Source organism: Kitasatospora sp. NPDC051170 (assembly GCF_044455705.1).
GTDB lineage: Bacteria > Actinomycetota > Actinomycetes > Streptomycetales > Streptomycetaceae > Kitasatospora.
Genome location: NZ_JBITFA010000004.1, coordinates 151148 through 174887, shown reverse-complemented (window position 1 = coordinate 174887; position 23740 = coordinate 151148). Strand labels below are relative to the sequence as shown.

At 71.5% G+C, this 23740-nt stretch carries 20 protein-coding genes; 17 read left to right on the top strand and 3 right to left on the bottom strand.

Translation table 11 applies throughout. From position 1 onward, the window contains the following. Positions 1 to 76: 76 nt before the first annotated feature. Positions 77 to 943, bottom strand: coding sequence for a glycerophosphodiester phosphodiesterase (locus ACIBCA_RS10860; protein ID WP_396282552.1), 867 nt, complete (start codon positions 941 to 943; stop codon positions 77 to 79). A gap of 316 nt (positions 944 to 1259) precedes the next feature. Between ACIBCA_RS10860 and ACIBCA_RS10855 the strand changes: the two genes are divergently transcribed. Then, positions 1260 to 2084 carry a hypothetical protein gene (locus tag ACIBCA_RS10855; protein ID WP_396282927.1) on the top strand — a complete coding sequence of 275 codons (825 nt, stop codon included), beginning with the start codon at positions 1260 to 1262 and terminating at the stop codon, positions 2082 to 2084. A 5-nt stretch (positions 2085 to 2089) separates the two neighbouring features. On the opposite strand, the gene ACIBCA_RS10850 is transcribed toward ACIBCA_RS10855, so the two are convergent. Continuing rightward, positions 2090 to 3259 (bottom strand): NADH-quinone oxidoreductase subunit D, encoded by a 1170-nt coding sequence (locus ACIBCA_RS10850; RefSeq protein ID WP_396282551.1) that lies wholly within the window; start codon positions 3257 to 3259, stop codon positions 2090 to 2092. Continuing rightward, a complete protein-coding gene (locus ACIBCA_RS10845) occupies positions 3256 to 4272 on the bottom strand; it encodes an SAM-dependent methyltransferase (RefSeq protein WP_396282550.1) in 1017 nt (338 codons plus the stop codon). The genes ACIBCA_RS10850 and ACIBCA_RS10845 overlap by 4 nt, the downstream gene beginning before the upstream one ends. 166 nt (positions 4273 to 4438) lie before the next feature. On the opposite strand from ACIBCA_RS10845, the gene ACIBCA_RS10840 reads away from it, so the two are divergent. From ACIBCA_RS10840 to ACIBCA_RS10765, 16 genes are all read left to right on the top strand, one after another. After that, a complete protein-coding gene (locus ACIBCA_RS10840) occupies positions 4439 to 5629 on the top strand; it encodes a sensor histidine kinase (protein ID WP_396282926.1) in 1191 nt (396 codons plus the stop codon). A gap of 28 nt (positions 5630 to 5657) precedes the next feature. Then, the gene (locus tag ACIBCA_RS10835; RefSeq protein WP_396282549.1) at positions 5658 to 6347 is read left to right on the top strand and encodes a response regulator; all 690 of its coding nucleotides are present in this window, start codon (positions 5658 to 5660) and stop codon (positions 6345 to 6347) included. Positions 6348 to 6538: 191 nt separating this feature from the next. Continuing rightward, positions 6539 to 7450: a Rossmann-like and DUF2520 domain-containing protein gene (locus ACIBCA_RS10830; RefSeq protein WP_396282548.1), complete on the top strand. Its 912-nt coding sequence runs from the start codon at positions 6539 to 6541 to the stop codon at positions 7448 to 7450. Further along, positions 7450 to 8355 carry a pantoate--beta-alanine ligase gene (gene panC, locus ACIBCA_RS10825; protein WP_396282547.1) on the top strand — a complete coding sequence of 302 codons (906 nt, stop codon included), beginning with the start codon at positions 7450 to 7452 and terminating at the stop codon, positions 8353 to 8355. Before ACIBCA_RS10830 ends, panC begins: the two co-directional genes overlap by 1 nt. Before the next feature lie 78 nt (positions 8356 to 8433). Further along, positions 8434 to 8895, top strand: coding sequence for an aspartate 1-decarboxylase (gene panD / locus ACIBCA_RS10820; protein ID WP_396282546.1), 462 nt, complete (start codon positions 8434 to 8436; stop codon positions 8893 to 8895). Between the two features lie 3 nt (positions 8896 to 8898). Then, positions 8899 to 10572, top strand: coding sequence for an L-aspartate oxidase (locus ACIBCA_RS10815; protein ID WP_396282545.1), 1674 nt, complete (start codon positions 8899 to 8901; stop codon positions 10570 to 10572). A gap of 4 nt (positions 10573 to 10576) precedes the next feature. After that, positions 10577 to 11578, top strand: a complete 1002-nt coding sequence (nadC, locus tag ACIBCA_RS10810; protein WP_396282544.1) for a carboxylating nicotinate-nucleotide diphosphorylase — start codon at positions 10577 to 10579, stop codon at positions 11576 to 11578. A gap of 50 nt (positions 11579 to 11628) precedes the next feature. Further along, positions 11629 to 12414, top strand: coding sequence for a type III pantothenate kinase (locus ACIBCA_RS10805; RefSeq protein WP_396282543.1), 786 nt, complete (start codon positions 11629 to 11631; stop codon positions 12412 to 12414). Positions 12415 to 12495: 81 nt separating this feature from the next. After that, positions 12496 to 13254 (top strand): hypothetical protein, encoded by a 759-nt coding sequence (locus ACIBCA_RS10800; RefSeq protein ID WP_396282542.1) that lies wholly within the window; start codon positions 12496 to 12498, stop codon positions 13252 to 13254. Between the two features lie 104 nt (positions 13255 to 13358). Then, positions 13359 to 14915 (top strand): bifunctional lysylphosphatidylglycerol synthetase/lysine--tRNA ligase LysX, encoded by a 1557-nt coding sequence (lysX, locus tag ACIBCA_RS10795; protein WP_396282541.1) that lies wholly within the window; start codon positions 13359 to 13361, stop codon positions 14913 to 14915. A 253-nt stretch (positions 14916 to 15168) separates the two neighbouring features. After that, positions 15169 to 15561, top strand: a complete 393-nt coding sequence (locus ACIBCA_RS10790; protein WP_396282540.1) for a BlaI/MecI/CopY family transcriptional regulator — start codon at positions 15169 to 15171, stop codon at positions 15559 to 15561. 9 nt (positions 15562 to 15570) lie between these two features. Continuing rightward, positions 15571 to 16107: an amino-acid N-acetyltransferase gene (locus tag ACIBCA_RS10785; RefSeq protein WP_396282539.1), complete on the top strand. Its 537-nt coding sequence runs from the start codon at positions 15571 to 15573 to the stop codon at positions 16105 to 16107. A gap of 91 nt (positions 16108 to 16198) precedes the next feature. Then, positions 16199 to 16552, top strand: coding sequence for an Lsr2 family protein (locus ACIBCA_RS10780; protein WP_396282538.1), 354 nt, complete (start codon positions 16199 to 16201; stop codon positions 16550 to 16552). A 691-nt stretch (positions 16553 to 17243) separates the two neighbouring features. Beyond that, complete coding sequence (locus tag ACIBCA_RS10775; RefSeq protein ID WP_031069344.1) at positions 17244 to 19763, top strand: ATP-dependent Clp protease ATP-binding subunit; 2520 nt, start codon at positions 17244 to 17246, stop codon at positions 19761 to 19763. A 343-nt stretch (positions 19764 to 20106) separates the two neighbouring features. Beyond that, a complete protein-coding gene (locus ACIBCA_RS10770; RefSeq protein ID WP_396282537.1) occupies positions 20107 to 22464 on the top strand; it encodes an immune inhibitor A domain-containing protein in 2358 nt (785 codons plus the stop codon). Positions 22465 to 22867: 403 nt separating this feature from the next. After that, positions 22868 to 23731 (top strand): M23 family metallopeptidase, encoded by an 864-nt coding sequence (locus ACIBCA_RS10765; RefSeq protein ID WP_396282536.1) that lies wholly within the window; start codon positions 22868 to 22870, stop codon positions 23729 to 23731. Positions 23732 to 23740: the final 9 nt, after the last annotated feature.

Below are 23740 nucleotides of genomic sequence, written 5' to 3'. Positions count from 1 at the left end.
ACTGCGGGGCAGGCCCGTTGCAACGGTATTCGCGCTGGTCCGCGACCACTTCGTGACGGTGCGTGACGGTGTGCGGTCAGTGGCCGTGCCGGGTGGCCGTGCGCTCGGGGCGGCAGCCGGCGGTGTCCGCCCAGCGCCGGGCCGCGCCGGGCAGGTCGGTGATCAGACCATCCGCGCCCCGGGAGGCCATGGTCTGCCAGTTCACCTCGTCGTCGAGCGTCCAGACGTAGACCTCGCGGCCCGCCTTCCGCTCCTCGGCGATCCGGGCGACGGAGGCCAGCGTCGACTCCAGGGCCACCCCGCGCAGCGGCAGGTCACCCGGGTCCTCGGCGAGCCCGGAGCCCTGGATCAGCACCACCGGCAGGGCGGGCGCCGCGGCGTGGGCGCGGCGCAGGTGGTCCACGGAGAAGCTGTAGAGGACGACGTGGGCGCCGCTGGCGGCGGCGATCCGGGCGATCCGGGTGACGTCCTCGGGCGTGCGCTGCCACTTGATCTCCATCAGCAGCGTGGCGTTGCTGCCCTCGATGCGCTTGAGCAGCTGCTCCAGGGTGGGGACGGGCTCGGCGTGGCCCGGCCCCACCGTCACCCGCAGGGCGGCGACCTGCGCGGCGGTCAGGTCGCCGACGGCGCCCTTGCCGTTGGTGGTGCGGTCCACGGTGGCGTCGTGCATCAGCACCGGGACGCCGTCCCGGGTGGTCTGCACGTCCGTCTCCAGCCAGTCCGCGCCCTGGTCGAGGGCCGCCTCGAAGGAGGCCATCGTGTTCTCGGGCGCACTGCGCGGAGCCCCCCGGTGGCCCACGACCACCGGGCTGGCGCAGACCGGCGGCGCGGACGCGGAACGGGCCCGCAGGGCGGGCCCCTCGGAGGCCGCGCAGCCGGCGGCCAGTACCGCGAGGGCGACGAGGGCGGCCGCCTGGGCGGCGGCGCGGGGCGAGGCGGTCACGGCCGGGGTGGCTCCCTCTGCGGTCGGCTTTCCGGTTGTCCGGCTTGTCCGGCTGGCTTCTCCGGCTCGTCCGGCTCGTCCGGAACAACGGGCTGGAGGACTGATTCGGATCAAACCGCCCCAAAACTTCCCCATAATGACGGCCCGCCAGTTCTCCGGTTCGTCGAAGACCGTACCGTCCGCCGCCGCCGACACCCGCCGCAACCCGTCCACCGCCCCGCGAAAGCTCTACCCTTACCGGGTGGCACCAGCAGAAACGTCCAAGAAGAAGGCCAAGGCGAAGCCCGAAGCCTCCCCCACACCCGTCGACCTCGCGATGCCGACCCTGCGCCGCGAGATCCCGCGCGACGAGGTCCCGCTCGACTTCCCCCGCGCCTGGGTCGAGTTCGCCGACCCTGAGGACGCCGAGCAGGTCTTCCGCTGCGACCTGACCTGGCTGACCTCCCGCTGGTCCTGCGTCTTCGGCCAGGGCTGCCACGGCATCCGCGAGGGCCGCGGCGCCTCGGACGGCTGCTGCACGCTGGGCGCGCACTACTCGGACGAGGACGACGAGAAGCGCGTCATGAAGCACGCGAAGCGCCTGACGCCCGAGCTGTGGGAGAACCACCCGCACGGCACGGACGCCAAGGGCCGGCTGATCGCAGACGGCGGCGTCACCATGCTGGACGAGGACGGCGACCGCCAGACCCGCCGCGTCAACGGCGCCTGCATCTTCGTGAACAGCCCCGGCTTCGCGGGGGGCGCCGGCTGCGCCCTGCACGCGCTGGCGCTCAAGGAGGGCCACGAGCCGCTGGAGTTCAAGCCGGACGTCTGCTGGCAGCTGCCGATCCGCCGCACCTACGACTGGATCGACCGCCCCGACGACACCCGCTACCTCCAGGTCTCGATCGGCGAGTACGACCGCCGCGGCTGGGGCCCGGGCGGCCACGACCTGCACTGGTGGTGCACCGGCGCCCCGGCCGCGCACCAGGGCGCCGAGCCGGTGTACGTCAGCTACCGTCCGGAGCTCACCGAGCTGATGGGCGGGGCGGCGTACGGCGTGCTGGCCCGCCTGTGCGAGGAGCGGATCGCCACCAAGGGCGACCGCAAGGTGGCGCCGCACCCGGCGGACCCGGTGAAGCCGAAGAAGAAGCAGGGGTAGCGGCCCTACTTGTCGATGTCCCCGACGACGAAGAACATCGACCCCAGGATCGCCACCATGTCCGCCACCAGCGTCCCGGGCAGCAGCTCGGTCAGCGCCTGGATGTTGTTGAAGGACGCCGAGCGCAGCTTGAGGCGCCACGGCGTCTTGTCCCCGCGCGAGACCAGGTAGTACCCGTTGATCCCGAGCGGGTTCTCCGTCCAGGTGTAGGTGCTGCCCTCGGGTGCCTTGAGCACCTTGGGCAGCCGCTGGTTGACGGGCCCGGGGGCCAGGGTGGCGAGCTTGTCGAGGCAGGCGTCGGCGAGGTCCAGGGAGTTGTGGGTCTGCTCCAGCAGGCACTCGAAGCGGGCGAGGCAGTCGCCCTCCTCGCGGGTGACGACGGTGAGCACCTGCCGCAGTTCCTCGCTGCCGTAGGCGAGGTACGGCTCGTCGCGGCGCAGGTCGAGGTCGAGGCCGCTGGCCCGGGCGATGGGCCCGCTGACGCCGTACGCCTGGGCCTGCGCGGCGGTGAGGATGCCGACGCCGGCCGTACGGGCGCGGAAGATGTCGTTGCCGAGGACGAGGTCCTCGAAGACGGGCAGCTGGGAGCGGACGATGCCGACGGCGGCGCGGACGCGGCCCAGCCAGCCGGCGGGCAGGTCCTCCTTGAGGCCGCCGACGCGGTTGAACATGTAGTGCATCCGCCCGCCGGACGCCTCCTCCAGCACGTGCTGGAGGTCCTCGCGGCCGTTGAAGGCGTGGAAGACGGGGGTGATGCCGCCGAGCTCCAGCGGGTAGGAGCCGAGGAACATCAGGTGGTTGAGCACCCGGTTGAGCTCGGCGAGCAGGGTGCGGATCCACACCGCCCGCTCGGGGACCTCCATGCCGAGCATCCGCTCGACGCCGAGGACGACGCCCAGCTCGTTGGAGAAGGCGGAGAGCCAGTCGTGCCGGTTGGCCAGCATGATGATCTGCCGGTAGTCACGGGCCTCGAACAGCTTCTCCGCGCCCCGGTGCATGTAGCCGATCACCGGCTCGGCGGTGATGATCCGCTCGCCGTCCAGCAGCAGGCGCAGCCGCAGCACGCCGTGCGTGGCGGGGTGCTGCGGGCCGATGTTGAGCACCATGTCGGTGGTGCCCGCCGCGCCGGTGAAGTTCTCGGCGCCCGCCCCGATGCCGACCGTGGTCTCCCTCATGGGGTGAGAGTCTGCCATCCCGCGAGGGTCTCCAGGCTCCTAGGTACCGGGATGCGGACGGCCTGAAGGAGCCACCCGAAGCCGCCGAGCCCGCCCGGGTCGGTGAGCTCGGCCCCCTCCCCGGCGCCGCTCAGCGCCCGCAGGTACCCGGCCGGGTCGGTGGAGGCGAGCGCGAGCGGCGGCCGCCCGCCGCCGACCCCGAGCGCGCGCAGGGCTTCGCGCTGCGTCGTCCACAGGCTGTGGAGAGCGGGGACGGCGATCGCGTCCAGGGCCACGTGCGCGGTCACGTCGCGGGAGCCGTCCGGTACGGGTGCCACCTCGCGCCCGCCCAGGAATCCGGCGAGCGTGCCGAAGGGCGGGCGCCGCCCGGCCGTGTGCCCGTAGTCGACGGCGACAGCCAGGCCCCGCTCCAGCCCGGCGACGGCCCGTGCCCAGGCGGCGTCGCGGGGGCCCCCGAACTCCACCCGGTCCCCGGGGTGTTCGACGGGCCACCAACGGGCGGCCCAGGCCGCGTCCGCTTCCGAGACGGGCTCGCCGGGCCGCTCCTCGCCGGTCGCGGTCTCCACCTCGACGTAGCGCAGCACCCCGGCGTCGTCCACCTCCCCGACGTCCAGCGGCACGTTGTCCAGCCACTCGTTGGCGAACAGCAGCCCGGTGACTCCGCGCGGCACCTCGCTCGTCCACAGGGCTGTGGACGACAGGCCGGCCGGACGCCCGGCGATCTCCACGCCGTACGGGCGCAGCCGCTCCCCCACCTCGGCGGGCAGTTCGGCCAGGACCCCGGTGAGCAGTTCCCCGCGCCCGGCCCCGACGTCGACCAGGGCCAGCTCCTCCGGCCGGCCGAGGGCCGCGTCAACCTCCAGCAGCAGCCGGGCCACCGCACGGGCGAACCTCGGCGAGGCGTGCACCGAGGTGCGGAAGTGCCCGGCGGGGCCCTCCGGCCTGCGGTAGAAACCGCCCTCGGGGTCGTACAGCGCCTTCTCCACGGCGGGCGCCCACCGCATCCACGTCATGGAGGGGGACGCTACCGGGCCGCGTACCGGCATCCCTCCCCGGCACGGGGACGTCTCCGACCTACGGAGTAGGGACGTATCGCCCTATCGGCGGACCTTCGCACCACACCCGACTGCCTACGCTGGACACGTGCATCGACTCAACGCCTGGCTCCGCCGACACCCCATGGTGGTCGACTCCGCATGGGCGTCGGTCGTGCTCTTCTTCGGCCTCCTGCCGAACAGCGCCTCCGACGAGGGCTGGCGATTCGACGCGCAGATCCTGGTCGCGCTGCTGCTGCCCGCGCTGATGGTCTTCCGGCGGCGCTTCCCCGACGTCACGGTGGCCGGCGCCACCGGCATCGCGCTCGGCCAGATCGCCGCCAACATCGATCCCGGCGCCTCCTCCATCGCCTACCTCGTGTTCGCCTACACCGGCGCCGCCTTCGGCCAGAAGTGGACGTCCCGGCTTGCGCTGGTCGCCGGGGCGAGCGCCGGGCCGCTGGTGTACTGGCGGATGCACCCGGTCAAGACCACGATCGACGCCACGGGCGACGCGCACACCCGCGCGTACACCCTGGGCGAGGCGGCGCTGATCATGCTGCTGATGAGCACCCCGTTCATCCTGTGCTGGGCGTGGGGGCGGCTGACGCGGGTCCGTCGGGCGTACCTGACCGAGCTCGAGGACCGCGCCGCCCGCCTGGAACGCGAACGCGACGCCCAGTCCAAGGTCGCCGTCGCCGCCGAACGCGCCCGCATCGCCCGCGAACTCCACGACGTCGTCGCCCACAACGTCTCCGTCATGATCGTCCAGGCCGACGGCGCCGCCTACGTCCTCGACAACAACCCCCACCAGGCCAAACAGGCCCTCACCACCATCGCCACCACCGGACGACAGGCCCTCGTCGAAATGCGCCGCCTCCTCGGCGTCCTGCGCACCAACGACACCACCGACGACTACGTCCCCCAACCCGGCGTCGAAGAACTCCCCGAACTCCTCGACCAGGTCCGCACCGCGGGACTCCACGTCGACTACACCACCACCGGAGCCCCCAAGGACCTCCCCCGCGGCGTCGAACTCACCGTCTACCGCATCGTCCAGGAAGCCCTCACCAACGTCCGCAAACACGGCGGACCCCACGCCCACGCCCACGTCACCGTCGACTACGGCGACCGCGAACTCGCCGTCCAGATCGAGGACGACGGCCGCGGCACCACCACCGAACACCTCACCACCGGCGGAACCGACGGCCAAGGACACGGCCTCATCGGCATGCGCGAACGCGTCGGCATGATCAACGGCAACCTCGACATCGGCCCCCGCCCCGGCGGAGGCTTCCGCATCCGCGCCACACTCCCCCTCAAGACCGCGCACTGACGCCGCGCCGACGCCCCAGGAGCCACCTTTGACCATCCGCGTGATGCTCGTCGACGACCAGGAGCTGCTGCGTACCGGCTTCCGGATGATCCTCCAGTCGCAGGGCGACATCGAGATCGCCGCCGAGGCCGGCGACGGCGCACAGGCCCTGGAACGGCTGCGGCACACGCCGGTCGACGTGATCCTGATGGACGTCCGGATGCCGCGCCTGGACGGGGTGCAGGCGACGCGCCGGATCTGCCTGTCCGAGGACGGCAGCCCGCTGCCCGACGCCCCGCGGGTGCTGATCCTCACCACCTTCGACCTGGACGAGTACGCCTTCGCCGCGCTCAAGGCCGGCGCCAGCGGCTTCCTGCTCAAGGACGTCCCGCCGACGGAACTGGTGGCCGCGATCCGCGCGGTGCACGGCGGGGAGGCCGTGGTCGCCCCGACCACCACCCGCCGCATGATCGACCGCTTCGCCGAGGTGCTGCCCACCCCGAGCACCGCCCCCGGCTCCGACGTGATCGCCCCGCTGACCGAGCGCGAGCGGGAGGTGTTCCTGCTGGTCGCCCAGGGCCTGTCGAACGGCGAGATCGCGGCCCGGCTGGTGCTCTCCGAGGCCACCGTGAAGACCCACGTCGGCCGCATCCTGGCCAAGCTCGGCCTACGCGACCGCGTCCAGGCCGTGGTGCTGGCCTACGAGGCGGGGCTGATCCGGGCCGGGGCCACGGACTGATCCGACCTCCGGTCCGGGCCGGGGCCATCGGCTGACGCCCCCGTAGACTGGTGCGGTACGTCCGGTACCCGCAGGTGGACTGGAACGGATTCACGGCGAATAAGGGTGGGGCCTGTGAGCGAGCGAAGCGAGCTCACCGTCAAGAGGCGCGCATGGGCGAATGCCCCTGCCGAGCGCAGCGAGGTGGGCGCATGAGCACCTACGACGACCCGAGCGACCCCGGCAACCGGCCGGCCCGCCTCGCGGTGGGCGTGGTCGGCACCGGCCGGGTGGGCCCCGCACTGGGGGCCGCCCTGCAGCTGGCCGGGCACACCGTGGTCGCCGCGTCCGGGGTGTCCGCCGCCTCCCGCCGCCGCGCCGACGCGCTACTGCCGGGCGTGCGGATCGTCACCCCGCCGCAGGTCATGGCCGCCGCCGACCTCGTGCTGCTGACCGTCCCCGACGACGCGCTGGCCGACCTGGTCGCCGGGCTCGCCGCCACCGGAGCCGTCCGGCCCGGCCAGCTGCTGGTGCACACCTCCGGCGCGCACGGCGTCGCCGTCCTGGAGCCCGCCACCCGGGCCGGGGCGCTGCCGCTGGCCCTGCACCCGGCGATGACCTTCACCGGCACCTCCGTCGACCTGGCCCGGCTGGCCGGCTGCCCGTTCGGCGTGACCGCCCCCGAGGAGCTGCGGCCGGTCGCCGAGGCGCTGGTCGTGGAGATGGGCGGCGAGCCGGAGTGGGTGCCCGAGGACGTCCGCCCGCTCTACCACACGGCCCTCGCGCACGGCGCGAACCACCTGGTCACCCTGGTCGCGCAGGCCATGGAGCTGCTGCGCACCGCCGGGATCGCCGAGCCCGGCCGGATGCTCGGCCCGCTGCTCGGCGCCGCCCTGGACAACAGCCTGCGCTCCGGCGACGCGGCCCTCACCGGCCCCGTCGCGCGGGGCGACGCGGGCACCGTACGGCGCCACCTGGCGCAGCTCAGTACGGTGTCCCCCGACATCCCGGCCGCGTACCGGGCGATGGCCCGCGCCACCGCCCAGCGGGCACTCGCGGGCGGCAGGATCGACGAGACGTCGGCGGCTGCGCTGCTGGACGTCCTGAACGAGGAGACGCGCTGATGGCACGCGGCAAGCAGCCGAACAAGCCCCACCGGGCGCCGAAGGTCCACCGGGCCGTCGTCACCCGCACCGTGGACGACTTCGAGGCCGCGTTCTGGCCCGACGAGCGGCCGGTGGACAACGCCGTCGTGATGACCATGGGCGCGCTGCACGAGGGCCACGGCGCGCTGATCCGCGCCGCCCGCAAGCAGGTCGGCCCGGAGGGCCGCGTCGCGGTGACGGTCTTCGTCAACCCGCTGCAGTTCGGCGCTGGCGAGGACCTGGAGCGCTACCCGCGCACCCTCGACGAGGACGTGAAGCTGGCCGAGGAGCACGGCGCCGACGTGGTCTTCGCCCCGTCCGTCGACGAGGTCTACCCCAACGGCGAGCCGCAGGTGCGCCTGGCCGCCGGCCCGATGGGCGAGCGCTTCGAGGGCGCCACCCGCCCCGGCCACTTCGACGGGGTGCTCACCGTCGTCGCCAAGCTGCTGCACATCACCGACCCGGACTACGCCTTCTTCGGCGAGAAGGACGCCCAGCAGCTGGCGATCATCCAGCGGATGGTGGCCGACCTGGACTTCGACGTGGAGATCGTCGGCGTGCCGACCGCCCGCGAGGAGGACGGGCTGGCCCGCTCCTCGCGCAACCGCTACCTCTCGGAGGAGGAGCGCGCCCGCGCCCTCGCCCTCTCCAAGGCCCTGTTCGCCGGCCGGGACGTCGCCGCGCAGGGCCCGAAGGCCGTGCGCGAAGCCGCCGCGGCCGCCCTCGACACCGCCGAAGGTGTCGAACTCGACTACCTCGCCCTGATCGACCCGCACGACTTCACCGAGGCGGCGGACGACTTCCAGGGCGAGGCGGTGCTGGCCGTCGCCGCGAAGGTGGGCTCCACCCGCCTGATCGACAACGTTCGCGTCATCTGCCGCTAGGCAGAGGACCGTCAAGCACGGAATCGTTCGACAGCTCCACCACTTCCAGGCATGCACTCACAGGAGGCGTGACCCGCAATGCTCCGCACCATGCTCAAGTCCAAGATCCACCGGGCCACCGTGACCCAGGCCGACCTGCACTACGTCGGCTCCGTCACGGTGGACGAGGACCTCCTCGACGCCGCCGACCTGCTCCCCGGCGAGCTGGTCCACATCGTCGACATCAACAACGGCGCCCGGCTGGAGACGTACACCATCGCCGGCCCCCGCGGCACCGGCGTGATCGGCATCAACGGCGCCGCCGCCCGGCTGGTCCACCCCGGCGACCTCGTCATACTCATCGCCTACGGGCAGATGGACACCGCCGAGGCGAAGGGCTACCAGCCGAAGGTGGTCTTCGTGGACGGGGAGAACCGGATCACCGGCTTCGGCGACGACCCCGCCGAGGCCCCGGAGGGCAGCGGACTGCTCCGCGGGGACGCGGCGTACCGTGGCGAGGAAGGCGCGGCCACCTCGGCCACGCGCCGAAGGAGCCACTGAGCCATGTCCGCTACGCATCGCCTCACCGCCCCGGCCCCGGGCTGGACCGCCACCACCGACGTGGTCGTGGTCGGCTCCGGCGTCGCCGGTCTCACCGTCGCCCTCAACGTCCGCAAGGCCGGCCTGCGGGCCATGGTGGTCACCAAGGCGGTACTGGACGAGGGCTCCACCCGCTGGGCGCAGGGCGGCATAGCCGCCGCCCTCGGCGAGGGGGACACCCCCGAGCAGCACCTGACCGACACCCTGGTGGCCGGTGCCGGGATCTGCGACGAGGAGGCCGTGCGCACCCTCGTGACCGAGGGCCCGGACTCGGTGCGCCGGCTGATCGCGGTCGGTGCCGACTTCGACCGCGACGAGACCGGCGAGATCCTGCTCACCCGCGAGGGCGGCCACCACCGCCACCGGATCGTGCACGCGGGCGGGGACGCCACCGGTGCCGAGGTCTCCCGCGCGCTGGTCGCCGCCGTCCTCAACGACCCGGACCTCGAACTGATCGAGCACGCCCTGGTCCTGGACCTGCTGACCGACGCCGAGGGCCACGCCGCGGGCCTGACCCTGCACGTCATGGGCGAGGGCACCCGCGACGGCGTCGGCGCCGTCCGGGCCCGCGCGGTGGTGCTCGCCACCGGCGGCATGGGCCAGGTCTTCTCCGCCACCACCAACCCGGCCGTCTCCACCGGCGACGGCGTGGCCCTGGCCCTGCGGGCCGGCGCCACCGCCACCGACCTGGAGTTCGTCCAGTTCCACCCGACCGTGCTGTGGCTCGGCCCGGACGCCCAGGGCCAGCAGCCGCTGGTCTCCGAGGCCGTCCGCGGCGAGGGCGCCCACCTGGTGGACGCGGACGGCGTGCGGTTCATGGTCGGGCAGCACGAGCTGGCCGAACTGGCCCCGCGCGACATCGTCGCCAAGGCGATCACCCGGCGCATGCAGGAGAAGGGCGCCGACCACATGTACCTGGACGGGCGGCACTTCGGCGCCGAGATGTGGGAGCAGCGCTTCCCCACCATCCTGGCCTCCTGCCGCTCGCACGGCATCGACCCGGTCACCGAGCCGATCCCGATCGCCCCGGCCGCGCACCACGCCGCCGGCGGCGTCCGCACCGACCGGCACGGCCGCACCTCCGTCCCGGGCCTGTACGCCTGCGGCGAGGTCGCCTGCACCGGGGTGCACGGCGCCAACCGGCTGGCCTCCAACTCCCTGCTGGAGGGCCTGGTCTTCGCCGAGCGGATCGCCGCCGACCTGGCCGCCCGGCACGCGGCCGGCGAGCTTCCCGAGCGCACCGTGGACGTGGCCGCCGCGCAGGCCGCCGGGCCGGTGCCGCTGCCGGCCTCCGAGGCCCGCGCCGAGATCCAGCGGCTGATGTCGCGCGGAGCGGGCGTGCTGCGTTCGGCCGGCTCGCTGGCCGAGGCCGAGACCGGGCTCGCGCTGCTCGCCGAGCAGGCGTACGCGCACGTGGCCGAGGAGAAGCCGGCCGACCCCCGGGTGGAGACCTGGGAGGCCGCCAACCTGCTGCTGGTCGCCACCGCCCTGGTGGCGGCGGCCGCGCAGCGCGAGGAGACCCGCGGCGGCCACTGGCGCGAGGACTTCCCCGAGCGCGACGACGCCCACTGGCGGCGCCACCTGATCACCACCCTGGCCGCCTCCGGCGACCCCGTCAGCACCCCTGAGGAGCAGTAGAACCATGACCCACTCCCACGAGGAACTCCCCCTGGCCGACCTGGGCCCCTCCTCGCCGAAGGCGGGCGAGGAGGGAGGCGGCTGCGGCGACGGCTGCGCCTGCGGGGACGGCGAGGGCTACGAGACGGGCCTGGACCCGCAGCTGGCCGAGCTGCTGGAGGCGGCCGGGCTGGACCCGATCGAGGTCGAGGACGTCGCCACCCTGGCGCTGGCCGAGGACCTGGCCGGCGGCGAGGACGTCACCTCGGTGGCCACCGTGCCCGCCGAGGCCGTCGCCACCGCCGACTTCACCGCCCGCTCGGCGGGTGTGGTGGCGGGCCTGCGGATCGCCGAGGCCGTGGTCTCGCTGGTCTGCGAGGAGGAGTTCGAGGTCGAGCGCCACGTCGAGGACGGCGACCGGGTGGAGGCCGGCCAGGTGCTGCTCTCGGTCCGCTCCCGCACCCGCGACCTGCTGACCGCCGAGCGCAGCGCGCTCAACCTGCTGTGCCACCTGTCGGGCATCGCCACCGCCACCCGCGCCTGGGCGGACGCCCTCGAGGGCACCGGCGCGGTCGTGCGCGACACCCGCAAGACCACCCCGGGCCTGCGCGCCCTGGAGAAGTTCGCGGTCCGCTGCGGCGGCGGCGCCAACCACCGGATGGCGCTCTCGGACGCCGCGCTGGTGAAGGACAACCACGTGATCGCCGCCGGCGGCGTGGCCGAGGCGTTCCGGGCCGTGCGCGCGGCCTACCCCGACCTGACGGTCGAGGTCGAGGTGGACACCCTGGAGCAGATCCCGCCGGTGCTGGAGGCCGGTGCGGAGCTGATCCTGCTGGACAACTTCTCCGTCGAGCAGCTCAAGGAGGCCGTCGCGCTGGTGGCCGGCCGGGCGAAGCTGGAGGCGTCCGGCGGCCTGACCCTGGCCGACGCCCGCGCGGTCGGCCAGACCGGTGTCGACTTCATCGCCGTGGGCGAGCTCACCCACTCCTCGCCGATCCTCGACATCGGCCTGGACCTGCGCGCCTGACCGTCCGCCCCGCACGACGCAGACCTGCCCCGACTCGCAGAAAGCGCCCCATGCTCCTCACCATCGACGTCGGCAACACCCAGACCACACTCGGCCTGTTCGACGGCGAGGACGTGGTGGAACACTGGCGGATCTCCACCGATCCGCGCCGTACGGCCGATGAACTGGCCGTGCTGATGCAGGGGTTGATGGGCAACCACACCGCCGTGCACGAGGCGGTGGTGGAGGGCCTGGCGATCTGCTCGTCGGTTCCCGCCGTGCTCCACGAGCTCCGTGAGGTGACCCGCCGCTACTACGGCGACGTCCCCGCGGTGATCGTGGAGCCCGGCGTGAAGACCGGGGTGCACGTCCTGATGGACAACCCCAAGGAGGTCGGCGCCGACCGCATCGTCAACGCGCTGGCCGCCAACCACCTGTACGGCGGCCCGTGCATCGTGGTCGACTTCGGCACGGCGACCACCTTCGACGCCGTCAACGCCCGCGGCGACTACGTCGGCGGCGCGATCGCCCCCGGCATCGAGATCTCCGTCGAGGCGCTCGGCGTCCGCGGCGCCCAGCTCCGCAAGATCGAGCTGGCCCGCCCGCGCAACGTCATCGGCAAGAACACCGTGGAGGGCATGCAGTCCGGCATCCTCTACGGCTTCGCCGGCCAGGTCGACGGCCTGGTCGACCGGATGGCCAAGGAACTCTCCAAGGACCCGGACGACGTCCAGGTCATCGCCACCGGCGGCCTCGCCCCCCTCGTCCTCGGCGAGGCCACCACCATCGACGTCCACGAGCCCTGGCTCACCCTGATCGGCCTGCGCCTGGTCTACGAACGCAACCGCCCGGCCTGACCCGGCTGCCTGCGGGCCGATCGTGGGTGGTTCGGCGCCGGGTTACCGACAAATCGGATATTCCTCACGTAGTGTCAGCCCATGCCTACGCCACACGGATCGCGCGGCGGCATGGCCTTCAGCGCCGACGAAGTCCGCGTGCTGCGCCGCGCCCTCGCCCAAGCCCTGCACCCCGCCGTTCCCGTCCACCTCCAGGGGCCCGACCGGGCGGCGGCGTTCGCCGGGCCCGGGGCCGAGCTGTGGGCGGAGGACGTCCAGGACGCGCTGCGTCTGACCGAGGCGATCGACGAGGCGGTGCAGGAGGGCGGCCGGCTGCGCGCCTTCCTGCTCGCCGACCTGTGCCGCTACCGCTCCGCCCTGCCGGGCAGCGCCCCCGGGTACCTGGAGCGGCTGGAGGAGGCCGTCTCGGACGGCTACCTGCCCGGCCCGGAGGACCTCACCGCGCTGCGCGGGCTCACCCGCCAGCCCTGCGGGCAGCACGAGCGCTCCCGCCGCTCCCGGCTGGCCGGGCGCTGCCACGCGCTGGCCGAGGCCGCCGTCCGCGAGCGGCTCGCCCTCACCACCGGCCAGCCGCGCCACCTGGTGGCCGTACCGAACCCCGCCGCACCCCCGAGCAGTCTCCCCATCCCTGTTGGAGGACGGATCACCATGAGCAGCAGCGACTCCCGCGCCCCCCGCCCGTCGCAGCCCGCCGCCACCCCGCCGGATGCCGCGCCCCGCCCCCACCGCATGCCCACCCCCGCCGAACTCTTCGGCCGCCGCCCCAAGCCCCCCACCGCACCCAAGCCCCCGGCCGACACCACCCCCGAGGACGTCGAACTCGCCACCGGCACCGGCTGACCCGGCCCGCAGCCCCCCGAGGGGAGACCGCGCGTCCCGCGCGGTCTCCCCTCAGCCGTTCATCCGGTCGCGGAGCACGGTGTGGGGCTGGCTACCCTTGTGGGGTGAGCGATCAGAGCCTTCTTCCCGCGACCGACGACCTTCCCGAGCAGATGCGCGTCCGGCGCGAGAAGCTCGACCGGCTCCGGGCCGCCGGTGTCGACCCGTACCCGGTCGGTTTCCCCCGCACCAGCACCATCGCGGACCTCCGTGCCAAGCACCCGGACCTGGAGCCCGACACCGCCACCGGCGAGCGGGCCGGGATCACCGGCCGGGTGATCCTCTCCCGTACGGGCGGCAAGCTCTGCTTCGCCACCCTGCGCGACGGCAGCGGCGACCTCCAGGTGATGCTCTCCCTGGACAAGCTGGGCGCCGAGCGGCTGGCGGCGTGGAAGGCCGACATCGACCTGGGCGACCAGGTGGGCGTCGAGGGCGAGGTCATCACCTCCAAGCGCGGCGAGCTGTCCGTGATGGTTGACCGCTGGGAGCTCACCGCCAAGTGCCTGCGGCCGCTGCCGGACAAGCACAAGGGCCTGACCGACCCGGAGGCCCGGGTCCGCCAGCGCTACGTCGACCTGATCGTGAACCCCGAGGCGCGCGAGATCCTCCACCTGCGCAGCAAGGTGGTCCGCTCGATCCGCCGCACCTACGAGGACCGCGGCTACATCGAGGTCGAGACCCCGATGCTTCAGCCGGTGCACGGCGGCGCCAACGCCCGCCCGTTCAAGACGCACATCAACGCGTACGACATCGACCTCTTCCTGCGCATCGCCCCCGAGCTGTACCTCAAGCGGCTCGTGGTCGGCGGCGCGGAGAAGGTCTTCGAGATCAACCGCAACTTCCGCAACGAGGGCGCGGACTCCACCCACAACCCGGAGTTCACCTCGCTGGAGTCGTACGAGGCGTACGGCGACTACGACACCCAGGCCGAGCTGATCCGGGCGACGATCGTCAACGCGGCCCGGGACGCCCTGGGCACCACCGTGATCACGGGCGTGGACGCGCACGGCGTGGAGCACGAGATCGACCTGGCCGAGCCGTGGGAGGAGGTCTCCGTCTACCCGGGCATCTCCGCCCGCCTGGGCGTCGAGGTCACCCCGGACACGACGGTCGAGGAGCTGCGCAAGCTGGCCACCACCCACGGCATCCCCTTCGAGAAGGAGTGGGGCCACGGGCAGATCGTGCTGGAGATGGTCGAGCGCCTGCTGGAGGAGAACGCCGTCCGGCCGACCTTCATCAAGGACTACCCCACCGAGGTCTCCCCGCTGACCCGCCAGCACCGCTCCGTCCCGGGCGTGGCCGAGAAGTGGGACCTGGTCATCTTCGGCACCGAGATCGGCACCGCCTACTCGGAGCTGGTCGACCCGGTCGAGCAGCGCGCCCGCCTCACGGCGCAGTCCCTGCTGGCGGCCGGCGGCGACGTCGAGGCGATGCAGGTGGACGAGGACTTCCTGCGCGCCCTGGAGTACGCGATGCCCCCGACCGGTGGCCTGGGCCTCGGCGTGGACCGCCTGATCATGCTGCTGACCGGCAAGAACATCCGGGAGACCGTGCTCTTCCCGCTGGTGAAGCCGGAGCCGAAGGCTTCCGCCGCGTCGGCGGAGAAGACCGAGGAGGAGTGACCTGATGGACTACGTCAGCGCGATCGTGCCGCCGCTGGTCATGGCGATCGGCTTCGGATTCCTGGTGCGGGCCATCATCCGCAGCCAGGGTGGGGCCCAGAAGGCCAAGGAAGACGTCGACTGATCCGACTGACGTCCGTCGGCCGCTCCCGTACGACCCCCGCGCCGCCATTCCCGATTACGGGGGTGGCGGCGCGCCGGTTTGGCGCACTTCACAAGATTTGCCCCATTCACTCCCTATCCTGGCGGCACTATGGTCCGGCAACTCGGCGAACTTGAGAACGCCATCATGACCCGGGTGTGGCGGTGGAACCGACCGGTCACGGTTCGCGAGGTTCTCCTGGATCTGCAGGCGGAACGCGAAATCGCCTACACGACGGTGATGACCGTCCTGGACAAGCTCCACAGAAAGGGCTGGCTCCGGCGCGAGCGGGCCGGCCGGGCCTATCGATATGAACCGGTCTCGTCGAGGGAGTCCTACACGGCGGCCCTGATGAACGACGCCTGGGCCACCAGTGACAATCCGGCGGCGGCCCTGGTGCACTTCTTCGGCCTGATGTCGCCCGAGCAGCGCGAGGCCCTGCGCGACGCCTTGCGGGTGGCCGCTCTGGATACCGGGGAGACCGAGCCGGGCGCGACACGATAACGTCCCGCCATGGAGGTCACCATCCGCCGTGCGCGGACCACCGACGTACGGGCCGTGCGCAGCCTCATCGACACCTATGCCCGCGGCGGCATTCTGCTGGACAAGCCCACAGTCACACTGTTCGAATCCGTTCAGGAGTTCTGGGTCGCGGAACGCGACGACGACGGAACCGTGGTGGCCTGTGGAGCACTCCATGTGATGTGGGAGGACCTCGCGGAGGTCCGCACGCTCGCGGTCGATCCGTCCTGCCGCGGAACGGGAGTCGGGCACCTGTTGCTGGAGAAGCTGTTGCAGACCGCGCGCTGGCTCGGCGTCCGTCGGATTTTCTGCTTGACGTTCGAGGTGTCCTTCTTCGCGAAACACGGTTTCGTCGAGATCGGCGAGCTTCACGAAGCGGAAGAGACCGCCGCGGACCCGGCGGCCATCGCCACGGACGTCTATGAAGAACTTCTCCGCTCGTACGATGAAGGTGTCGCCGAGTTCCTGGACCTGGAGCGGGTGAAGCCCAACACGTTGGGCAACTCGCGCATGCTGCTGCACCTCTGAGCGGCTCCGCGCCGGTCAAGGGTTTGTGTTTTCCGGAGAAAGGCGCTTTCCTTTCCTTAGGCAATACGTCGTTTAGCGGAAAGGGAAGCCCGTGGCACAGAGGGTGCAGGTCATTCTTGAAGACGATCTCGACGGCGGCTCGGCGGATGAGACGGTCACGTTCGCGCTCGACGGCGTTGCCTACGAGATCGATCTGAAGAGCGCCAACGCGGACAAGCTCCGCGGTCTGCTGGCGCCGTACCTGGAGAAGGGCCGCAAGCAGAGCGGCCGGCTGGCCGGCCCCCGCCGTCCGGGCCGCAACGCCGTGCAGCGCCCGGCCGCGGGCAGCGCGCCGGACACCGCGAAGGTGCGCGCGTGGGCCAAGGAGCAGGGCATGGAGGTCAACGACCGCGGCCGCGTGCCGAGCCTGGTGCGCGAGGCCTACGACAAGGCCAACGCGTCCTGACCCCGGCGCCGCGGGCCGGCCGGAGCGGGTGCGGGGCTGCGGAGGCCGTGAGCGGCGCCCATGACAGACGCGCGGGGCGCGGAGGGACCTCCTCCGCGCCCTGCGGCGTGCGCGGGGCCGGGCGTTGCGGCGAAGCCGGGCGCGGGGCGAGCCTCGGGTCCGGTCACGGGGCCGGTCGCGGGGCCGGTCCTCGGGTCGTTCTCGGGCGGCGGAACAAACACGTGCTGTGCAACGCTGTAGGGGCGAAGCGGTAACGCGGACACCCCCGGGATGGCGTACGGATCGTTCCGGAGAGGCTGAACGGCCGTCCTCGCGGCCCGACTTCTCGCCAGGCGAACACCGCCACCCCGGAAACTGCGCGAGAACCGCCCCGATACCGGGTATGAATGCAGGTGGACGGGTTCTGGGAGCCCGTCCAGGGGCAGTATGGGCGACCGGCCGGAGCCGGACCGACTCCGCTCCGGCGGCTCTTGTTCGCCGATGGCGTAGCGGATTCCGGTGCATCCGGCCCACCTGTGGGAACACCGATTCCCAGCATCAGGTTGGGATTGGTGTCGGCTGGTCGCGCAGCATCTCGCTCCTCTACCGGGGAGTGAATCCGTGGGCCGCGCCGCTGAGCGGGACTAGCATGCGGAAGGACAGGGCGGGGACGGACCCCGAACTGCCCGACCGCTCTGAGGAGCGATAAACGATGTTCGAGAGGTTCACCGACCGCGCGCGGCGGGTTGTCGTCCTGGCTCAGGAAGAAGCCCGGATGCTCAACCACAACTACATCGGCACCGAGCACATCCTCCTGGGTCTGATCCACGAGGGCGAGGGCGTCGCCGCCAAGGCCCTGGAGAGCCTCGGGATTTCCCTTGAGGCCGTTCGCCAGCAGGTCGAGGAGATCATCGGCCAGGGCCAGCAGGCCCCGTCCGGTCACATCCCCTTCACCCCCCGGGCGAAGAAGGTCCTGGAGCTCTCGCTCCGGGAGGCCCTGCAGCTCGGCCACAACTACATCGGCACCGAGCACATCCTGCTCGGCCTGATCCGCGAGGGCGAGGGCGTCGCCGCCCAGGTCCTGGTGAAGCTGGGTGCCGACCTCAACCGGGTGCGCCAGCAGGTCATCCAGCTGCTCTCCGGTTACCAGACCAGCGGCGGCAAGGAGTCGGCCACGGCCGGCGGGCCCGCCGAGGGCACCCCGTCGACCTCGCTGGTCCTGGACCAGTTCGGCCGCAACCTCACCCAGGCCGCCCGCGAGGCCAAGCTCGACCCGGTCATCGGGCGCGAGAAGGAGATCGAGCGGGTCATGCAGGTGCTGTCCCGCCGCACCAAGAACAACCCGGTGCTGATCGGTGAGCCCGGCGTCGGCAAGACCGCCGTGGTCGAGGGCCTGGCCCAGGCGATCGTCAAGGGCGAGGTCCCGGAGACGCTCAAGGACAAGCAGCTCTACACGCTGGACCTGGGTGCCCTGGTGGCCGGGTCGCGCTACCGCGGTGACTTCGAGGAGCGCCTGAAGAAGGTGCTCAAGGAGATCCGCACCCGCGGCGACATCATCCTGTTCATCGACGAGCTGCACACCCTGGTCGGCGCGGGCGCCGCCGAGGGCGCGATCGACGCCGCCAGCATCCTCAAGCCGATGCTGGCCCGCGGCGAGCTGCAGACCATCGGTGCCACCACCCTGGACGAGTACCGCAAGCACCTGGAGAAGGACGCCGCGCTGGAGCGCCGCTTCCAGCCGATCCAGGTCGCGGAGCCCTCGCTGCCGCACACCATCGAGATCCTCAAGGGTCTGCGCGACCGCTACGAGGCCCACCACCGGGTCTCCATCACGGACGCCGCCCTGGTCGCCGCCGCCACCCTGGCCGACCGGTACATCTCGGACCGCTTCCTGCCGGACAAGGCGATCGACCTGATCGACGAGGCCGGTTCGCGCATGCGCATCCGCCGGATGACCGCGCCGCCGGACCTGCGCGAGTTCGACGAGAAGATCGCCGACGTGCGCCGCGAGAAGGAGAGCGCGATCGACGCGCAGGACTTCGAGAAGGCCGCGTCCCTGCGCGACGACGAGAAGCAGCTCCTGCAGGCCAAGGCCAAGCGCGAGAAGGAGTGGAAGGCCGGCGACATGGACGTCGTCGCGGAGGTCAACGAGGAGCTCATCGCCGAGGTCCTGGCCACCGCCACCGGCATCCCGGTCTTCAAGCTGACCGAGGAGGAGACCTCCCGTCTCCTGCGCATGGAGGACGAGCTGCACAAGCGCGTCATCGGCCAGAAGGACGCCATCAAGGCGCTCTCCCAGGCCATCCGGCGCACCCGTGCGGGCCTCAAGGACCCGAAGCGCCCCGGCGGTTCGTTCATCTTCGCCGGCCCGTCCGGCGTCGGTAAGACCGAGCTGTCCAAGACGCTGGCGGAGTTCCTCTTCGGCGACGAGGACGCGCTGATCGCGCTCGACATGTCCGAGTTCTCCGAGAAGCACACCGTCTCCCGGCTGTTCGGCTCCCCGCCCGGGTACGTGGGCTACGAGGAGGGCGGCCAGCTGACCGAGAAGGTCCGCCGCAAGCCGTTCTCCGTCGTCCTCTTCGACGAGGTCGAGAAGGCCCACCCGGACATCTTCAACTCGCTGCTGCAGATCCTGGAGGACGGTCGGCTGACCGACTCCCAGGGCCGCGTGGTCGACTTCAAGAACACCGTCATCATCATGACGACCAACCTCGGCACCCGGGACATCTCCAAGGGCTTCAACCTGGGCTTCGCGGCCACGGGTGACACCCAGAGCGGGTACGAGCGGATGAAGGCGAAGGTCGGCGAGGAGCTCAAGCAGCACTTCCGCCCCGAGTTCCTGAACCGCGTCGACGACATCGTGGTGTTCCACCAGCTGTCCGAGGAAGACATCATCAAGATCGTCGACCTGATGATCGACAAGGTGGACGAGCGGCTCAAGGACAAGGACATGGGCCTGGAGCTCAGCGTCGAGGCCAAGAAGCTGCTGGCCAAGCGCGGTTACGACCCGCTGCTGGGCGCCCGTCCGCTGCGCCGCACCATCCAGCGCGAGATCGAGGACCACCTCTCCGAGAAGATCCTCTTCGGCGAGCTGCGGGCCGGCCACATCGTCGTCGTGGACGTCGAGGGCGAGGGCAAGGAAGCCAAGTTCACCTTCCGCGGCGAGGAGAAGTCGGCCGTCGCGGACACCCCCGCCGAGGTCGCCTCGTCCGGTCCCGACCTGACGAAGTAGACCAACTTTTAACAGACAACTTCACAAGCACCGAGCCCCCGGCGTTCACGCCGGGGGCTCGGTGCTTTCCGTGCCCGACCTGCGGGGAACGTCGCGTGCCCGACCGGGTGCCACCGGGGGCAGTTGGTGCGGGTGCGTCCCATTTCTCAGTCATCTTTTATGTCTATACGGTTGACACTTGGTCAGATGATGGGAAGTCGGGGAGGATAGCGCCGTGACCATGTCACGGTCAAGGTCTATCTTTTCCCTCCACGCTTGGATCAAATGACGTCCACCTGTCTTTCATTTTGGTTTGCCGGGCTTTGGCCAAGAGCTGGCCCCGGTCGGGGAGGACGTCACAACGTTGAACAACACCAGGAGAACCGCTGCGATCGCCACGGCGGCAGCGGTCATAGTCACGCTCGGCGCGGGGCTCTTCCCGAGCAGCGCCGTCGCCTCCGGCTCGGCCCCCGTGCCGATGGACCCGGCTGACGCCGTCCAGTCCGTCAACACCGAGCACAACATCCCGGGCCCGCTGACCGCGAAGGTGGAGGCCGAGCAGAAGGCCGCCACCGAGAAGCTGCTCGACGGGACCGCCCAGGTCGAGGAGCACAACGGCTCGACCAGCGTGAAGCTCGGCAAGGACAAGTTCGTCGAGCTCAAGCGCGAGCGCACCGACAAGATCTTCACGATCCTCGTCGACTTCGGCGACCAGGTGGACAACACCACCAAGACGCCCGACGGCAAGGTCAAGTACGGCGGCGAGGCCGGTCCGAAGCACAACGAGATCGCGCAGCCGGACCGCGCCACCAACAACTCGACCGCCTGGCAGGCCGACTACAACCAGGCGCACTTCCAGGACCTGTACTTCGCCAAGGACAAGCCCTCGCTGAAGACCTACTACGAGAAGCAGTCCTCGGGCCGCTACTCGGTCGACGGCGTGGTCTCGGACTGGGTGCGGGTTCCGTGGAACGAGGCCCGGTACGGCTCGGACTACTGCGGTTCCAACGTCTGCCCCAGCGCGCAGGACCTGATCCGCGACGCCGTGGACATCTGGTACAAGGACCAGCAGGCGAAGGGTCAGACCGACGCCCAGATCAAGGCGACCCTGGCGCAGTACGACCAGTGGGACCGCTACGGTTCGCACCACGACGGGAACTTCAACCAGCCCGACGGGTACATCGACCACTTCCAGATCGTGCACGCCGGCGAGGACAAGTCGGCCGGTGGCGGCAAGCAGGGCACCAAGGCCCTGTGGGCGCACCGTTCGTACGTCTACGGCAACCTGACGGGCCAGGCCGGCCCCGACGGCAACAAGCTGGGCGGCGTCCAGGTCGGCAACTCCGGCCTCTGGATCGGCGACTACACCATGCAGCCGGAGAACGGCGGCCTCGGCGTCTTCGCCCACGAGTACGGCCACGACCTCGGTCTGCCGGACCTCTACGACACCGCCGGCAAGGGCATCGACAACTCGGTCGGCTTCTGGTCCATCATGTCCTCGGGCTCCTGGCTCGGTGAGGGCAAGGACAGCATCGGCGACATGCCGAACGACTTCGACGCCTGGAGCAAGTTCAAGCTCGGGTGGCTGAACGCCGAGCACGCCACGGCCGGCACCGAGTCGACGCACCACATCGGCCCGGCGGAGTACAACTCCAAGCTCCCGCAGGCGCTGATCGTCGACCTGCCGAAGAAGAGCATCACCACCGAGATCAACAAGCCGTTCGGCGGCGGCAACGAGTGGTGGAGCGGCAGCGCCGACAACCTGAACGTCACGCTGACCCGTGACATCGACCTGACCGGCAAGACCAAGGCCAGCGTCAACGCCAAGGCTTGGGTCGAGCTGGAGCCGGACTTCGACTACGCCTTCGGCGAGGTCTCCACCGACGGTGGCAAGACCTGGACCGTCGTGGACGGCACCTGGAACGGCGCCGCGCTGCCCAAGGAGAACGGCCGCCCGGCCCTCAGCGGCCTGACCGCCGCCTGGGGCGACCTGTCGTTCAACCTGGACGCGTACGCCGGCAAGGCCGTCAAGTTCCGCTACCACAACACCACCGACGGCGGCCTGCACTACCGCGGCCTCGCGATCGACAACGTCTCGATCGTCGCCGACGGCGCCACCGTGTTCAGCGACGACGTCGAGAACGGTGACAACGGCTGGGTGGCCGACGGCTTCAAGCGCTTCGGCGGCTCCTACACCAAGGAGTACGGGCAGCACTACATCGCCGAGAACCGCCAGTACGTCTCGTTCGACCAGACGCTGAAGACCGGCCCGTACAACTTCGGCTTCGGCACCGCCAAGGCGAACTGGGTCGAGCACTACGCCTACCAGCCCGGTCTGCTGATCTGGTACTGGGACGAGTCCCAGACCGACAACAACGTCAGCGCCCACCCGGGCCAGGGCCTGATCCTTCCGATCGACTCGCACCCGACCCCGATCAAGTGGTCGGACGGCACCCTGATGCGTCCGCGCATGCAGGGCTTCGACTCGACCTTCGGCTCGCGCCGCGTCGGCCCGCTGACGCTGCACAAGAACGGTGTCGAGACGGTCATCCCGAAGGCCAAGGGCGTCGACGAGTTCAACGACCTCAAGGACTGGTGGACCAAGGACGACCAGTACGCGGGTGTGAACGTGCCGAAGACCGGTACCAGCATCGAGATCGAGAACGAGTCCTCGAACTACCTGGAGACCTGGATCCGCGTCCGTCCGGTCGACAACTTCTGATCGGACCGCACTCCGGTGACCCTGTGGTGACCGGGTGCCGCTGATCACCTTCCGTCCGGCCCGTCCCCGCACTCGCGGGGGCGGGCCGGACGTCTTTTCGTGCCCCGAAACCCCGGTGGCGGGTGGCACTGGTCACAGCCGCGGGGGCGGGTACGAGGGGCGGTAGTAGTGGGCCCCGGGGGTGACCGGAGGACCCGGAGGCCGCACAGACGATCGGATTTCATGATCGTTGCTCCGTCGGCTTGAATCTCCGGCTCCCCGCTGACTACACGCCGTAGTACGTCACAGCGTTTGGGAGTCCGCTCGGTGACCGTTACACCTGAGTGGTCCCCCGCTCGCTCAGCACGCGCCCCGAACGGGCCCTTCGTGCTGCCCTCGTACGACCCGTGAGGTACGGCAGACCATGTCCACTGTCCCGCCCGTGGGGCCGGCCCTGCGCCGCCTCGTCGCCGCCGCGCTGGCCGCGCTCCCCGCGCCGCAGCGGCACGCCCTGCTCCCGGACAGCCCGCGGCGGGTCGAGCGGGAGCACCCGGTGGCCTCCGCGGGGGCCGCGGCGGTGCTGCTCGCCGGCGCCCTGCTGGTGGCCTCGCCCGGCAACGCCTCCGCGCAGACGGTGCGGCCGACCACGCCCGGCAGTTCGGCCTTCACCCTGCCCCTGGTGGCGGTGCCCAGCCCCGGGCTGGTCCAGGTCGCCGGGCCGAGCCCGTACAAGATGCCGGACGACGGGGACTCGGCGCAGGAGTTCGTGGCGGTGGCCGCCAACCTGCTGCCGCTGGAGCCCGCGGCCGCTCCGGCGGCGGCGCCGGAGGCCGGGGCCCCGGCGGAGCCCGCGCCCGCACCGGCACCCGCACCGGCGCCCGACTGGGCGGCCCCGGCGCCCGGCGCGCCCACCAGCAATCCGTACGGGGTGGCCAACTCCGAGTACGCGGCGGGCTATCACACCGGGGTGGACTTCGCCGTCTCCCCGGGCACGCCGCTGATGGCCGTCGGCGCGGCGACCGTGGTGTCGGCGGGCTGGGACGGCGCGTACGGCAAGGAGGTCGTGCTGCGGCTGGCGGACGGGCACTTCGCGCAGTACGCGCACCTGTCCTCCGTCGCCGTGTCGGCCGGGCAGCGGGTCTCGGCGGGCGACCGGATCGGGTACTCGGGCAGCACCGGCAACTCGACCGGGCCGCACCTGCACTTCGAGATCCGCACCAGCAACCGCTACGGCGCGGTGATCAACCCGATCGCGTACCTGTCCGCGCACGGCGTCACGGCGTTCTGACCCGCCGTC